This window comes from Porphyromonas vaginalis (assembly GCF_958301595.1).
Classification (GTDB): domain Bacteria; phylum Bacteroidota; class Bacteroidia; order Bacteroidales; family Porphyromonadaceae; genus Porphyromonas; species Porphyromonas vaginalis.
The window spans coordinates 1,089,676-1,105,366 of record NZ_CATQJU010000001.1; the positions used below are offsets into that span (position 1 = coordinate 1,089,676).

The following is a 15,691-nucleotide window of genomic DNA, read 5'->3' on the forward strand; positions in this document are numbered from 1 at the left end:
ATCTTGCTTCAGTCTATATAGTAGCCCTACCCTGCAATTGCTTATTTCACAAGAACGTAAACGAAAAAACAAAGACTACTATGTCACAAGTATCATTTGACCAGCTACTAGAGGCTGGTGCACACTTTGGCCACATGCCACGTAAGTGGAACCCCGCTATGGCTCCCTACATCTTTATGGAGCGCAACGGCATCCACATTATCGACCTGCACAAGACTGTCGCTAAGATCGATGAGTGTGCTGAGATTATCAAGAATATGGCCAGCTCGGGCAAGAAGATCCTCTTCGTCGGCACCAAGCGTCAGGCTAAGGATCCTGTTGCTGAGCTCGCTAAGAGCGTAGGGATGCCCTACGTTACAGAGCGTTGGCCAGGTGGTATGCTCACCAACTTCCCCACGATCCGCAAGGCTGTCAAGAAGATGGCTCAGATCGACAAGATGCGTGAGGATGGCACCTACAACAACCTCTCCAAGCGTGAGCGCCTACAGCTCGATCGCCAGCAGGCTAAGCTAGACAAGAACCTCGGCTCTATCCGCGACATGAACCGTCTGCCTAACGCTCTCTTCGTTGTAGACGTTATGCGTGAGCACATCGCTGTACGTGAGGCTCAGCGTCTAGGTATCCCCGTATTTGCTATCGTCGATACGAATGCTAACCCCAAGGATGTCGACTACGTCATCCCAGCTAATGATGACTCTACACAAGCTATCGAGCTGATCATCTCGGCTATGTGCCAAGCTATCAACGAGGGCCAGGTAGAGTACAAGGCTATCAAGGCTGAGAAGGAGGCTGAGGAGGCTGCTGAGCTAGCTCCCTCAGGACGTCGCCAGCGCACAGGTGCTCGCCGTGAGCGCATCCGCCCCGCCAATGCTGAGGCTGAGCGTGAGGAGGAAGGTGCTGAGGAGGCAGCTCCCGAGACTGTAGAGGCTGAAGAGACTGCTCCAGCTAATGAGGAAGCAGCTAACCAACAATAATACTATACACCATGAGCGTAACAATTGAAGATATCAAGAAACTTCGTAAGATGACCGGTGCTGGTCTCTCTGACTGCAAGAATGCACTCAACGAGACTGCTGGAGACTTTGAGAAGGCTATCGAGATCATACGTGCCAAGGGTAAGGCTGTCGCAGCTAAGCGTTCTGACCGTGAGGCTGCTGAGGGCTGTGTCCTAGCAGCACATAGCGAGGGCTTTGCAGCCATCGTATCACTCCAGTGCGAGACTGACTTCGTTGCTAAGAACGAGGGTCACATCGCTCTCACACAGCAGATCCTAGACGTGGCTATGAAGGAGCAACCCGCCACTAAGGAGGAGCTACTCCAGCTACCTCTAGCTGATGGACGTGCAGTCGCTGAGCATATCACCGACCGCATCGGTAGCACGGGTGAGAAGATGGAGCTGGGTAGCTATGAGTATCTCAAGGCTCCCTACACCACTTCCTATATCCACTTCGGCAACAAGCTGGCTGCTATCGTCGCTTTCAACGAGGCTATCGATCAAGAGATGGCTCGTGAGGTAGCTATGCAGGTAGCGTCTATGAATCCAGTCGCAGTCTGCGAGAAGGACGTACCAGCTCATGTCCTAGAGGAGGAGCGCAAGGTAGCTATGGATCGTGCTCGTGAGAGTGGCAAGCCTGAGGCTATCTGTGAGCGCATCGTCGAGGGCTCCATACAGAAGTTCTACAAGGAGAGCACGCTACTCCACCAGCCTTTCGTCCGTGACAACAAGATGGATGTACAGGGCTACCTGCACACCGCATCTAAGACGCTGACGGCTACAGGCTTCAAGCGTGTCAATCTAAACGAAGACTAATCAATACTGAGGATAAGTAGTCGCTTTCCGGCGGCTATGAAGCCTAATTGAGAAAGCCCTGTACACCTTTGTGGTGTGCAGGGCTTCGTCGATGTTAGGGGGGGGAGCATAGGAGACTGTTGCAAAAGTCAGCAGTCTCACAATCTTGCCTGCAAGATTGTCTTGACCTTGCAGAAAGGATGAAGCGCGAGGCACTGAGGGTGAGGTCTGAAGGGAGCATACCTCCGTATGTAACCGAAGCCGAAGCCCGAAAGCAACACAGCGATGCGCCTTTATGTAACAGTCTCCGTATGTGACCGAAGCTGAATCCCGAAAGCAACAGAGCGATTCGCCTTTATGCAACAGCCTCTATAGATGTTTTGCTTTCGCTTGCCTTGGTCATCTCTCAGAGAGTGCGTAGGTAGGCGAAGTGGGAGGCGGTGGCGAGATCAGTGGCGGTGAGCGGGAGAAGGCCCGAGCGGAGGCGACCAGCGTCGTCTAGGGTAGGGGCATTCGCTGTGGAGAGGAGTGCTTTGGCGCGCGGTGCCGAGAGGATGCCAAAGCGGTATTGGTCGTAGCTGCCTTGAGGCACGCGCTCGCGGTAGAGGTCGAGGGCGTAGTGCCCCATCGTATAACGCAGATTGATCTCGACCCACGGGTGCAGGGCGATACGGCTGCTGACTCCGTCGGGGCGGTAGGTGAGTAAGTCGATGCCAACGGCCCCACGGTAATAAGGTGCCACCTCACGGGAGAGATAAGCTCGGTGCTGCGCCAGCGCTTGGGTGAGTTCATCGGGATCGGAGAGGCTGTCGGTGAGTTGTCGGAGCGTCTCCTCGGGAGCTTGGCAGAGACTCTCTAGATAGCGTCCCTGGCCGTCCGTCTCAAAGGCGCACAGCCCGACGAACTGAACTTCGCCAGCTTCGTCTATGTAATACTCGGCACCATAGTCCTGCAGCTTGTCGAGCAGCGGCTCCACGAGGAGGGTGCCGTGCCGTTGCAAGAGCTTGCGGAGCGTTCCCTCAAGTTGGCAGTCCAACTGGTTGATGCGCCAGAGTCCTCTCCCCGAACTGCTATACGGGAGCTTCACCAGACAAGCCCCTTGGGTCAAAAGCTTCGCTAGCTCCTCTACCTGCGTAATCATCGCCACACGACTGCGCCACGGCACGCTACTGTACTTCTCAAAGAAGCGCTCACTCGCAGCTCTCGTCCAGCAAGGCATCAGCTCCTGGGGCAGTTCGCTACATGCCTCTCCACCGCTCAGCCCATACTGCTTCGCGATGCTGTGCGCCAAGCTTTGCTCGTGACCCCACAGCATGAGTTCCGAGTCCCCGACATCCCCTTTCGCTATATGGCTCAGTTCACGGTCGGTCAGATAGGGCGAGAGGCTTTCGCTAAAAGGGTGTACCCACCACGAGGCACCATCTAACCACGCAGGGACCGCCCAGAGCGGGAGGCTCCAAAGGACGGAGCGCATCTGTCGGATGAGCCGTGGCGGGGTGTAGTGAAGCGGGTCGCCAGCCTCCAGAGCGACCTCATGGCCGATGTTGCAGACGATGAGTGGCGTGCGCATGGCCTCAGTGACGACGTGGCTACTTACGGCCGAAGTCTGCGGGGATCTCGCCCCAAGCGACTGTGTCCCACTTCAGCAGTGGTACCCGAAAGGTGTGCGTCTTCAGCCAATGTGTGGCACGCACGATCAGTTCGTAGGTCTTAGCACTACGTGGATCCGTCGAGTCCAGTCGCGTGCGACAACGTGCCTGAGCCACCCAGCCGAGTGCCACCTTGCTGTCGGAATAGATAGGCAGAGGCGGGAGCTTGCCCTGCTCCATAAGCGCCAAGGCGTGCACGATGGCTAGGTACTCGCCAATGTTGTTCGTACCCCACGGGATCACCGCTCGAAAGAGCTCCGCATGGCTAAAGGTGTAGACGCCACGATACTCCGTCACACCTGGGTTAGACGAGCAGGCACCATCGACAGCTATCGAGTGGTTGAGGAAACCTTTGGGCGCGATCTTGTCTCCGATGAGTTGATCAGGGGCTTGCTCCACACTGTGCTGCACTTGTAGCTTATTGCTCTCAGGCTTAGCAACACGATGCTGCTGTCCCAGCTTGCGTCCCTCGTCGTAGCCTAGTTCGAAGGCCTCTTGCGCTTGCTCTGCCGTGGGGTAGGACTTATACTTAGCCCCTTGGAAGCCCTCGATCTGCATCTTGCAGTCCTGCCAATCATCATAGATGCCTGGCTGATAACCCTCCCATACGACGTACCACTTGCGCTGCTTGGCTGACATAGAGTTCGTCTGTTCTAGTAAAAGCCACCAGCGTACAGATTGGCGAAGTTGACTTCACCCGCCTTTGTCTCAGCGTCGTCAGGAAGATCCACCAGCATCTGCTGCACTCCCTCGTACAGCTCCGTGCGGTCGCACTCCTTATACAGTGAGGCGGCATACTCTAGGAGCGCACGGGTCGGCTGGGGGATCATATCCAGAGCCTGCTCCATCTCATCGGCAGCAGCCTCCTTGCCCCGTAGCTCCTCCACGAGATGCGTCAGGTGCATGTAGCCCTCCACGTTGAAGGGATCCGTCTCCACCACCTGTCGGAAAGCATGCTCAGCACGCTCCTTGTCGCCCTCGTGGTAAGTGATCAAACCCTCGTAGAGGTAAGCTCGCTCCTCCTCGGGAAACTTCTCCGCCGTCTCTAGAGCAACCGCCAAAGCCTCCTCCCAACGCTCCAGTGCTATCAGCACTTTCACCTTGATGAGCCAGTAAAGGGGCACTTCATCCGTCAGCTGTAATGCTTGGTCGATGGTCGCGAGTGCTTGCTCAGACTCACTTAGAGCCAGCTGCGCCTGCGCTTTCATACGGTGCAGCTCAGCTTGCTGTGCCGTCTCCAGTTCGGTCGCCAAGGCGCGCTCAGCGTAGGCAATCGTCTCGCTGTGCTGATCCAGTCCGTTAGAGACCTTGGTCGCCTCATAGAGAGCCATCGGATAGTCAGGATAAGCCTCTAGTATGGTCGTCAGCTCAGCCAATGAACCCGCTAGATCGGGCTTGCGTTGCAAAGCCTGCGCTAGGTAAAGGCGACACTCAGGGTCGTCGATCTCCTCCAGCGAAGTGTGCAGAGCGCGTATCGCAAAGTCCACCTCACCTATCTTGAGTGCCCGGAGCGCGTCAAACTTCAGCGTGTTCGCCTTGAGCGTATCCGCCTTGGGGTCCGTTGCTTGCTCCGCTACCTCCTGCGTGACGTCAGTCGTCTCCTGCTCAACCTCTTCGGTTGAGACAGGAGACTTTTTATTTGATTTCTTGAAGCGTGAGAATAGTCCCATAGCTCTTGTCCACTAGCGGCAAAGCTCCTCGATACGCTGTGCCACCGCCTCAGCGGTGAAGCCGAGCTTCTCATCGAGTACCGTGTAGGGAGCGGAGAAGCCGAAGCTCTCCAACCCGTGGATATGCTCCATATCACCGACTAGGCGGAGGAGCGTCACAGGTAGCCCAGCGGTCAGACCGAAGCGTGCGCCCTTAGTGGGGATCACGCTCTCACGATACGCCTCAGGCTGATCGAAGAAGAGCCCTTCGCTCGGTACCGAGACGATGCGTAGCTTGTACCCCTTGCCCTTAAGTAGCTCAGCAGCCTGCACTAGCGTACTCACCTCACTACCCGAGGCGATGAGCGTCAGGTCGGGCGTATCGCCAGCAGGCGTCGTATCAGAGACCACGTAAGCGCCACGCTTCAACTGACAAGCACGCTCATAGGTGGGGTTAGGTAGGTCCTGGATGTTTTGGCGAGAGAGGATGAGGGCTGTCGGCGTGTGGAGGTTTTCCATAGCCATCTGCCAGGCGACCGTAGCCTCATGTACGTCGGCAGGGCGTAGCACCTGTAGGGCACGACGACCCGAGTGATTGTGCAGATGCTCGAGGAGACGTATCTGCGCCTCCTGCTCGACCGGCTCGTGCGTAGGCCCGTCCTCACCAACCCTAAAGGAGTCGTGCGACCAGATGAAGATGACCGGTTGCTCCATCAGCCCAGCCATACGAACGACGGGCTTCATATAGTCTGAGAAGACAAAGAAGGTACCGCACGCCGCACGCATACCGCCATGCAGGGTGATACCCACGCAGAGCGCAGCCATCGTAAGCTCCGAGACACCCGCCTGGAGGAACTTGCCGGAAAAGTCGTCCGCCTGAAGTGCCTTCGTACCCTTGAGATAGCCGTCCGTCTTGTCCGAGTTCGAGAGGTCGGCAGAGGCAACGATCATATTGTCCACCCGCTTGGCCAGTTCGCTCAGTACCGTTGCCGAGGCGGCACGCGTAGCCTGATTAGCCTTCTGAGCTATCTCCTGCCAAGCCACATCGTAGGTAGGCTCTGCAGCAAACCAACGGTCATAGAGCTTCGCCTGATCAGGGTGCTCCTTCTTGTATTGCTCCTGAATCTTGTACTGACCATCCCAGTAGGCGATTAGCTCCTTGCGACGCTCAGCGTAGAAGGCAGCCACATCCTCATATATGGTGAAAGGATTGTCTGGGTCAGCACCCAGTGCCTGCATCGTCTTAGCATACGAAGCACCCGCCTTAGAGATCGGTTGGCCGTGCGTTGCGATCAGATTAGCCAGCGGATTACCCTCCTCATCGACCGCCTTGTAAGCCATATTGGTATAGCCAATGATAAGCGTCGGCGCGCCTGTCTCTTCGGAAGTCTCAATAGCATCTTGTAACACCTGACTCAGCGCTGCTGGGTCATTGCCCGGCACCTCAAAGACGTTCCAGCCCCACGCATCATACTTAGCCGCAACGTCCTCAGCCGTGATATCCTCGACACGCGTCGAGAGCTGTATGTCGTTGCAGTCGTAGTACATGATCAGGTTGTCCAGCCCTAGGTCGCCAGCGATGCGCCCCGCACCCTGACTGATCTCCTCTTGGATACCGCCATCAGAGATAAAAGCGTAGATACGTTGTGGCATCAGCGTATCACCAAGACGGTGCTGGAGGAACTTCGCTGCGATGGCTGCACCCACAGCGTAGGTGTGTCCCTGTCCCAGCGGACCACTCGTGTTCTCGATCATACGGCTACGCGATAGCTCTGGGTGTCCAGGCGTAGGACTGCCCCACGAGCGGAAGGCTGCCAGCTCGTCCATCGTAAAGAATCCCGCCAGCGCCAGCTGAGCGTAGAGCATTGGCGACATGTGCCCAGGATCCATAAAGAAGCGATCCCGCGAGGGGTGCTCTGGGTTACGTGGGTCATAGCGCAGTTGCTCGGAGAAGAGGACCTGGATAAAGTCCGCTCCGCCCATAGCTCCACCGGGGTGGCCACTCTTAGCGCGCTCGACCATTGAGATGGCGAGGGCACGGAGATTGTCGGCAGCACGCTCAGCGATGCTCATAGGCTGCTGTTGGGTTGATAAAGTCTGATCAGTCATTTCGTTGCTCATAATGCGATAGAGGTTCTTTACTTAAAGGTGAGACCTACGTCTCACGGGTAAAACTTACGACTTCAAAGGTACGAAAATTAGAGATTAGGGGTTGGCGGTTAGCTTTTAGCTGTTGGCGATTGGCTGTTGGCTCTTGGCTGTTAGCTCGTGTAACCCGCTGTAGGGACGCTCGGTCGAGCGTCCGTCCCCGTTAAAATCCTGACGCTGTAATCTTTGATACAACGGACGCACCACGGTGCGTCCCTACAAAGGGTTACTCGTCTTGCTGTGATACAACGGACGCACGACCGTGCGTCCCTACTTTAAGTTTGCAGAGTGAAAAGAAATCGACCCGAGAATAGGTCAGTTGAACGGGTTGTTTTTACCTTTGTTGTAGTAAGGTAAGGACAGCAACCAGAGGGTAATCTATCGTCCCTACGAGGCCTTGAGCCTAAGCTCTGTTAGAGACCCTCTGGAGTTCAGCTACTCGAGACTTATTAGAAAGAGAGGACCAGAGCCTAATTAAAGTAATAGCCTAATGTAGCCTAGCTGCCTTATCAAATATTCAAGTACAAAGTTATGAAATACTTTTTCATCGGCATCGATGTATCCAAAGAGAAACTAGACGCCACAATGATTCACTACGAATCTGAATCAGACAGCGAGCAGCAGCTCGCCTACACTACAGTAGAAAACAACCCTAAGGGGTTCCGGAGCCTCGTCTCTTGGAGTAAGAAGAACGCTGGTCGAAGAGTCAAGACCGACACCATGCTCTTCTGCTGTGAGACTACAGGAGGATACGATCGCGCACTCTGCGACTGGCTCTACGGCAACGGCCTAAACATCTGGCGCGAAAGTGCTCTGCAGATCAAGCGCAGCATGGGTCTGCGCAAAGGCAAGGACGACAAAGCCGACTCAGAGATGATCGCTTACTACGCCCTACGCTTCCGCTCCCAAGCCACTCTCTATAAACCTCTGGACGGGAACATGCGTAGCCTACGTGACCTCTTTCTCTATAGGCAGTCTCTAGTTGCCGAGAGACAGGCTAAGATGGTTAGTTCCAAGGAAAAACAGCACATCTCTAGCAAGTCTAAAGTCGACAACTTCATCTACCGAGATGCTCAGAAGGGCATCGACATCCTGACCAAAAGCATCAAAAAGTGCGAGTGCCGAATGCTTGAAATCATCAAGGAAGACGAGGAGATGTACCGCAACTACCTGCACCTCATTTCCTGCAAAGGAGTGGGCCTCATCACCTCTGTCATGCTGATCATCTACACCGACAACTTCAAGAGCTGGAATGCCAAGAAGATGGCTAGCTACTGCGGTATAGCACCCTTCTACGAGAGCTCTGGGAGCTCAGTCTTTCACAAAGCCAACACAAGTGGCTACAGTAACCGACGGCTAAAAGGAATCTTGACCCAAGCAGCCCGAAGTGCCATAACGTATAACCCAACATTAAGACAATACTACCTACGCATGAAAGCCCAAGGCAAGCCCTACGGGGTCATCCTCAACAATGTCAACAATAAGCTCGTACACATTCTCTTCTCGTTGGTTCTGCACGACTGCGACTTCGAGCTGGACCACGAAGCGAAGAGAGCTCTTCGAGCCTAGTCCAAGGAAGGAAAGTCTCCGCTCGGGGAGCGCCCCCGCGGCAAGGGGTGGGAGCCCCCACCCCGACGAGCGGTTCACCCGAAGAGAAGCGAGTCCTCCGAGTCAAGTTCAGAAAGGAAAGTCTCCGCTCCGGGAGCGCCCCGCGGCAAGGGGTGGGAGCCCCCACCCCGACGAGCGGTCCCCCGAAGAGAAGTAGACCGAGCTTGCGAAACGAGAAAAAACTTCGCTTTTTACTTGCACATGAACTTAGAAAGCAAAGGGTTACTCGTCTCTCTAATCTCTAACCTCTAATGACTCTCCGATCTATTCTTCATTTGTCGTTACGTGTAGCTCCTGACAGAGCGATTATGATGCGTCAGCCCTGACTGGGGAAACCTAACGCCAGCTCGCAACAATAATTTAGATCCGACTACATATCGAAACGGCGCTGTGTCGGGGAAAAGTGATTTCCACGTGGATATTTTGAAATCCCCACGTGGAGAATAAAAAATTCTTCGGAGGAATGAAATGAAACTTCGGAGGAATGAAATGAAACTTCGGAAGAAATGAAACACGCCCACGTGGAAAATAAAAAATATCCACGTGGAGATTTGAGATTTCCCACGTGGATATTCGAGAAAGGAGAGAATCGGACGAATTTCCCTGTAAAGATATGTTATTAGAGATTAGAGGTTAGAGATTAGAAGTTAGAGATCGGAGGATTCCCTCCCCACTGCGCCCCTACAGGATTCAGTCACGGCTAGTGTCGTCAAGATCGTTCGACAACGGACGCCCTCCGGCTAGACACTCTCGTGCGTCCGTCCCCGTTAAAGGTTACGATGTCCAGCTTTTACGATGCGAGCTATTCGTTCGCCTCCATCCGATGGCTCCGATCCCTCCGATTCCTCCGATGGCTCTAGCTAACAGCCAAAGGCCAACAGCTAACAGCTAATCTCTAATCAAAAAAGGGGCGAACTGCTTGTTCGCCCCTTTTTTGATTCTAGTGCCTTACCACTACGCGGTAAGTATCGCCCGCTACGCAGACTAGGTAAACCCCGTCTGCATAGGGTGTCAAGTCAATCTGCAGCACGCCTCGATCATCGGCACGACCCGCATAGAGTCGTTCGCCAGTCATGCTGTGCAGCGTCACCTCGCTGGCAGGTGCTACACCCTCCACGATGACATAGTCAGTCGCTGGATTCGGGTAGAGCTGCACCTGTTGCGTGACGGTCGTCTCCACGCCTGTGTGATCCACAAACGTTGCCTTGACCTCCGTTGCACCTGTGACCACAAAGCTCTGGGTAGCCAGGATGTCCTTGCCGTTGGCCGTCAGCTCCGTCAGTACGCACTGCGCATTCTTGCCCGTAGCCTTAACCGTCAGAGTCGTACCATACGGCACCGCGTCTAGATTAACTGGCTCAACGATTGTGATATCTCCATGCTCGTTGCTGGTCAGCGTCACGGCAAAGGTTGCCTCATCGAAGGTTGCCTTGACTGTCACATTATCCGTAACGACCAACTTTTTCGTAGCGAGGATGTCCTCTTCACCAGCCGTAAGAGATATTAGTTCATATCCCTCGGTAGGTGTTGCGACGATCGTCAGCTCCGTACCATAGGGTACAGCCGTGAGATCATCTGCCCCCGTGGCGTTAATCGTCCCTTCGCCCTCCTTGGTCAGCGTCACAGCAAACGACTCCGTCTCTTTACCTGCGTAAGGCTCGTACTGCTGACGCTCCTCGTTCCACTTCATCGGAGACCAACCCTTGTCTTGCACACGCTCCACATCAGCCTTGAAGAATACGTTCCCCTCGTCAGCTGCATTGGATACGATGCCAAAGAGATGTGTACTCCTCAGCGGTAGCTGTGGGAGCCCCTTGATGAGCTGTGCCATCGCCTCGCCCTTGATCTGATTTCTGTAGCAAGTGAGAGAGGTCACGGCAGCGTTGTGCGACACATCCAGAGAGGTCAGTTGGTTGTTGGAGCAGTCTAGCTCAACTAGCGGAACGGTCGTTGAGAGATCCAGGCTAGTCAGCTTATTGCCCGAGCAGTGTAGCTTCGTCACATACCCTCGTATGGTGACATCTTGGCTTATGAGCGTGTACTGATGTGGCTTGCCATCAGTCTCAGGCACACCCTTGACACCGTCTATCGCCACATCTCCCTTAGCCTCCAAGGTCAGAGTAATCTGACTCCCCACCTCTTGAGCTGTACGCATCATCACAACACCCTCATCCATCACACCAAAGTAGTCTTCCCAAGAAAAGGAGTAGTGCTTTTGAGGTCTCCAATTCTTATCGTTGGCACGTCCCACAGCGGGGCGGTAGCAGAAGTTCTCCTCATACTCATCCTCGCTGTAGTAGACAAAGTAAAACTTGCCCAGCTCCTTACCATATCGATCTGGGAGGCTCTCGACTAGTTGCGCTACAGCATTGCCCCTAATCTTATTCCTATAGCACGCCAAGCTCTCAAGATTGGGACAAGCCGATAAATCTAGAGTCTCCAGCTTATTCCTAGAGCAGACAAGCTTTACCAAAGCACTGTTTTGTGACAGATCTAAGCTGGTCAGTTGATTGTGGGAGCAGTCAAGCTTTGTCAAGGCGGTACAACCAGAGACATTCAAACTAGTCAACTGATTGCCAAAACAGTCAAGCTCAGCAACATCTCCTCGGATGGTTATCGTCTGACTAGTAAGCGTGTAGTTGTTGCTATTTCTGCCTAGTTGTGTCATCTCACTAACACCTTCAATAACCACATCTCCATTTGTCACAATTCTTAAATCAACTTTTTCTCCGACAGCTTTAGAGGTGGTCATAGTAATGACTTCCTCTCCAACACCAGAGTAACTCGTCCAAGAATGATAATAAGGCCCATATTTTTGAACTGCCCAGTTTTTCTTGCTTGCAGTAGCTACATCGGCAATGCTACACCAGTTTTTATTCTTTGTCTTAGATGAGTAATCTACCACTCGAAGAGTACCACTGCTCATCCCCTTTCGATCAAAAAGACTATTCACCAACCTGGTCATATTCTCTCCGTTAATCTGATTGCTGTAGCAGGAAAGGGTTGTCAAGGCGGTGTTCTTTGACACGTCTAAGCTACTCAGTTGATTACCTCCACACTCAAGCTCTGTCAAGGCGGTACAACCCGACACGTTCAAGCTGGTCAGTTGATTATTGTAGCAGTTAAGCTCTGTCAAGGCGGTACAACCCGACACGTTCAAGCTGGTCAGTTGATTATTGTAGCAGTTAAGCTCTGTCAAGGCGGTACAGCCCGAGATGTCCAAACTGGTCAGTCGATTGCTGTAGCAGTAAAGCGTTGTCAAGGCGGTACAGCCCGAAACGTTCAAGCTGTTCAGTTGATTCTTGGAGCAGCCAAGCCCTGTCAAAGCGGTGTTCTGCGACACGTTCAAGCTGTTCAGTTGATTATTGTAGCAGTTAAGCTCTGTCAAGGTGATACAGCCCGAGACGTTCAAGTTGGTCAGTCGATTCCGTGGGCAGTCAAGCTCTGTTACATCGCCTTGAATGATGATGGTTTGGCTTTTGATTCTGTAGTACTTGCCACCGAGATAGTTCGTTTCTCCAGTATCTTGGGCGCCATTGATGAAGAAGTCGCCATTGGCTTTAACTTCCAACAAAATTGTCTCTCCGACAGCTTTGGAGGTGGTCATGGTGATGATCCCTTCGCCAATTCCCTTACAAAGATCTCCATTTTCCCATTTAGAAATCCAACTCTTCTCTCGTGCTATAGCTACATCAGATGGTCTACATAGATTTCCTTCGCTCTCACGTCTGCTGATCATAACAAGATTGCCTGACCTCAGACCCTTGCGACTAGGGAGGTTCGTCACCAACCTTGTCATATTCTCTCCGTTAATCTGATTGTCAGAGCAGTCAAGATATGTCAAAAGCGAGCATCTTGACACGTCAACGTTTGTTAGCTTATTGCCAGAACAGCTCAGAGTCCACAAGGAGTTACACTTAGATAGATCTAGATTGGTTATTTGGTTTTTAGAGCAGTCCAGCTCTGTAACATTACCTCGTATTGTAATCTGCGTCCCTGCTAGTGTATAGGTGTGTTCTGAGCCATCAGTAAAAATCCTCTTCTCGTGAACGCCCTCTATCGTTACATCCCCATCAGCTAGTATAGCGAGCCGAATGCCCCCCTCAAGATACTGCTCTTTTGTTATGGTCATCACAATCTCATCATCACCACCAGCCCCAGAGTATAGTACGGACTTTCCTGTATTGACTATATATTTGAATACTTGCCAATTCTTCCTAGAGGCTGTAAGCACATCAGATCTGAGCAGGTTGTTTTCATCTGATTCATCGCAAACCACATACAGAGATCCCGACTCCTTTCCACTTCGATCAGAGAGACCAGCCGCCATTTGCGTCATAGCTTCCCCCTTAAGACGGTTTTTGTAACAGACCAGCTTTGTCAAGGCGGTACAGCCCGAGACATTCAAGCTGGTCAACTGATTGCCGTAGCAGTCAAGCTTAGTCAAGGTGGTACAGCCCGACACATCCAAGCTAGTCAGTTGATTATTGTTACAGTCAAGCTTAGTCAAGGTGGTACAGCCCGACACATCCAAGCTAGTCAGTTGATTTCCTACACAGGCAAGCTCAGTAATATCTCCTCGGATGGTTATTGTCTGACTAGTGAGCGTATAGTTTTTACTATATCTTTCTGATAGATATGGCATCTCACTAACACCTTCAATAACCACATCTCCATTTGCCACAATTCCTAAATCAACTTTTTCTCCGACAGCTTTAGAGGTGGTCATGATGATGACACCGTCGCCAAATCCCTTATAAGAATCCCCATTTTGCCATTTAGGAATCCAGTTCTTCTCTTGTGCTATAGCTATATCAGATGGTCTACATAGATTTACTTCGCTCTCACGTCTGCTGACAATAACAAGATTGCCTGACCTCAAGCCCTTGCGACTAGGAAGGCTAGTCACCAACCTTGTCATATTCTCTCCGTTAATCTGATTGTCGTAGCACACAAGCATTGTTAAGGCGGTATTCTTTGATACGTTCAGGTTGGTCAGTTGATTGCTGGAGCAGTCAAGCTCTGTCAAGGCGCTGCAACCCGATACTCCAAAGCTGGTCAGTTGATTCTTACTGCAGTCAAGCTTTGTCAAGGCACTACAGCCCGACACATCCAAGCTCATCAGCTGATTGCCGTAGCAGTCAAGCTTTGTTACATCTCCTTGAATGATTATCGTCTGACTAGTAAGCGTGTAGTTGTTGCGATTTTTGCCTAATTGTGGCATCTCACTAACACCTTCAATAACCACATCTCCATTTGCCACAATTCCTAAATCAACTTTTTCTCCGACAGCTTTAGAGGTGGTCATAGTAATGACTCCCTCTCCAACACCAGAGTAACTCGTCCAAGAAGAATAATAAGGTTCATATTTTTGAACTTCCCAGTTTTTCTTGCTTGCAGTAGCTACATCGGCAAAGCTACCCTGGTTTTTATCCTTTGTCTTAGATGAGTAATCTACCACTCGAAGAGTACCACTGCTCATCCCCTTTCGATCAGGAAGACTGTTCACCAACTTGGTCATGCCCTCTCCGTTAATCTGATTGCCATAGCAGTAAAGCCCTGTCAAGGCGGTACAGCCAGATACGTCCAAGCTGGTCAGTTGATTGTCGTAGCAGTGAAGCCATGTCAAGGCGGTACAGCCCGAGAGGTTCAAGCTGGTCAGTTGATTTTCGTAGCACCAAAGCTTTGTCAAGGCGGTACAGCTCGAGACGTCCAAGCTGGTCAGTTGATTGTCGTAGCAGCTCAGCCATGTCAAGGCGGTACAACCCGACACGTCCAAACTGGTCAGTTGATTTTTGTAGCAGAGAAGCTCTGTCAAGGAGGTACAGCCCGACACCTTCAAGCTGGTCAACTGGCCTTTTTCCCAAGTAAACTTCTTTAGCGATGTACAATTAGATAGGTTTATACTAGTCAATGGATTGTAGGTGCAGTCAAGCGTTGTCAAGGCGGTGCAGCCCGAGACGTCCAAACTGGTCAGTTTATTGTTGCCACAGTCAAGCTCTGTCAAGGCGGTACAGCCCGAGATGTCCAAACTGGTCAGTCGATTGCTGTAGCAGTAAAGCGTTGTCAAGGCGGTACAGCCCGAAACGTTCAAGCTGTTCAGTTGATTCTTGGAGCAGCCAAGCCCTGTCAAAGCGGTACAGCCAGAGACGTTCAAGCTGGTCAGTTGATTTTCCTTGCAGTAAAGATCTCTCAAGGCCGTACAGCCTGATACGTTCAAGCTGGTCAGTTGGTTCTTTTCGCAGTTAAGATATGTCAAGGCGGTACAACTAGAGACGTTCAAGCTGGTCAGTTCATTGCCCCTGCAGTTAAGCTTTGTCAAGGCGGTGTTCTGCGACACGTCCAAGCTGGTCAGTTTGCCACCAGTCCACGAGAATTCCTTCAGCGACTGGCATCCCGAAAGATTGATACTAGTCAGTGGGTTGTCGTCGCATTTCAGCTTTGTTAAGGCGGTGCAACTCGAGAGATTCAAGCTGGACAGTTGATTGTAGGAGCAGTCAAGCTCTGTCAGAGCGGTACAGCCCGAGACGCTCAAGCTAGTTAGTCGACTGTCTTCGTGGCACGCAAGCGTTGTCACATCGCCTCGGATGGTAACCTTCTGGTTCATAATCGTGTAGAACGTATAACCATACCAGGTCATTTCTCTATCGCGTTGGGCTCCCTCGATGGTGAAATTGCCATTTGCTTCGATTTTCAGGTAGATGTAAGCTCCAATTCTTTCGGAAGTCGTCATCGTGATGACACCTTCGGCGAGGAGGGTGGTGGAGGTGAGGATCGTGCCGAGGAGGACGAAGAGCCAGATGCGTAGTTGTTTGCTCATAGCGTAACTAGAGATTAGATGTTAGAGA

At 52.3% G+C, this 15,691-nt stretch carries 8 protein-coding genes; 3 read left to right on the forward strand and 5 right to left on the reverse strand.

Annotated elements, in window-relative coordinates; genetic code table 11:
- Positions 1–80 precede the first annotated feature (80 nt).
- Both rpsB and tsf read left to right on the forward strand, forming a co-directional pair.
- Positions 81–974: a 30S ribosomal protein S2 gene (gene rpsB, locus Q2J34_RS04390; RefSeq protein WP_300969367.1), complete on the forward strand. Its 894-nt coding sequence runs from the start codon at positions 81–83 to the stop codon at positions 972–974.
- A gap of 11 nt (positions 975–985) precedes the next feature.
- The gene (tsf, locus tag Q2J34_RS04395; RefSeq protein ID WP_293964207.1) at positions 986–1,810 is read left to right on the forward strand and encodes a translation elongation factor Ts; all 825 of its coding nucleotides are present in this window, start codon (positions 986–988) and stop codon (positions 1,808–1,810) included.
- 385 nt (positions 1,811–2,195) lie between these two features.
- Here the strand turns inward: tsf and Q2J34_RS04400 are convergent, their stop codons facing one another.
- The 4 genes from Q2J34_RS04400 to Q2J34_RS04415 are packed head-to-tail and all read right to left on the reverse strand — an operon-like array spanning position 2,196 to position 7,208.
- Positions 2,196–3,359, reverse strand: a complete 1,164-nt coding sequence (locus Q2J34_RS04400; RefSeq protein WP_300969368.1) for a hypothetical protein — start codon at positions 3,357–3,359, stop codon at positions 2,196–2,198.
- Between the two features lie 19 nt (positions 3,360–3,378).
- Positions 3,379–4,077, reverse strand: a complete 699-nt coding sequence (locus tag Q2J34_RS04405; RefSeq protein WP_300969369.1) for a ribonuclease H family protein — start codon at positions 4,075–4,077, stop codon at positions 3,379–3,381.
- A gap of 14 nt (positions 4,078–4,091) precedes the next feature.
- On the reverse strand, positions 4,092–5,108 hold the full coding sequence (locus Q2J34_RS04410; RefSeq protein ID WP_300969370.1) for a tetratricopeptide repeat protein: 1,017 nt from the start codon (positions 5,106–5,108) through the stop codon (positions 4,092–4,094).
- 12 nt (positions 5,109–5,120) lie between these two features.
- A complete protein-coding gene (locus tag Q2J34_RS04415; RefSeq protein WP_422763888.1) occupies positions 5,121–7,208 on the reverse strand; it encodes a transketolase family protein in 2,088 nt (695 codons plus the stop codon).
- Positions 7,209–7,766: 558 nt separating this feature from the next.
- On the opposite strand from Q2J34_RS04415, the gene Q2J34_RS04420 reads away from it, so the two are divergent.
- Positions 7,767–8,804, forward strand: a complete 1,038-nt coding sequence (locus tag Q2J34_RS04420; protein WP_300969017.1) for an IS110 family transposase — start codon at positions 7,767–7,769, stop codon at positions 8,802–8,804.
- A 979-nt stretch (positions 8,805–9,783) separates the two neighbouring features.
- Here the strand turns inward: Q2J34_RS04420 and Q2J34_RS04425 are convergent.
- Positions 9,784–15,663, reverse strand: coding sequence for a leucine-rich repeat domain-containing protein (locus tag Q2J34_RS04425; RefSeq protein WP_300969371.1), 5,880 nt, complete (start codon positions 15,661–15,663; stop codon positions 9,784–9,786).
- Between the last annotated feature and the right edge of the window lie 28 nt (positions 15,664–15,691).

Coding starts and splice junctions, on each gene's coding strand:
- rpsB (WP_300969367.1), top strand. CDS start 81: ATGTCACAAGTATCATTTGACCAGCTACTAGAGGCTGGTGCACACTTT.
- tsf (WP_293964207.1), top strand. CDS start 986: ATGAGCGTAACAATTGAAGATATCAAGAAACTTCGTAAGATGACCGGT.
- Q2J34_RS04400 (WP_300969368.1), bottom strand. CDS start 3,359: ATGCGCACGCCACTCATCGTCTGCAACATCGGCCATGAGGTCGCTCTG.
- Q2J34_RS04405 (WP_300969369.1), bottom strand. CDS start 4,077: ATGTCAGCCAAGCAGCGCAAGTGGTACGTCGTATGGGAGGGTTATCAG.
- Q2J34_RS04410 (WP_300969370.1), bottom strand. CDS start 5,108: ATGGGACTATTCTCACGCTTCAAGAAATCAAATAAAAAGTCTCCTGTC.
- Q2J34_RS04415 (WP_422763888.1), bottom strand. CDS start 7,208: ATGAGCAACGAAATGACTGATCAGACTTTATCAACCCAACAGCAGCCT.
- Q2J34_RS04420 (WP_300969017.1), top strand. CDS start 7,767: ATGAAATACTTTTTCATCGGCATCGATGTATCCAAAGAGAAACTAGAC.
- Q2J34_RS04425 (WP_300969371.1), bottom strand. CDS start 15,663: ATGAGCAAACAACTACGCATCTGGCTCTTCGTCCTCCTCGGCACGATC.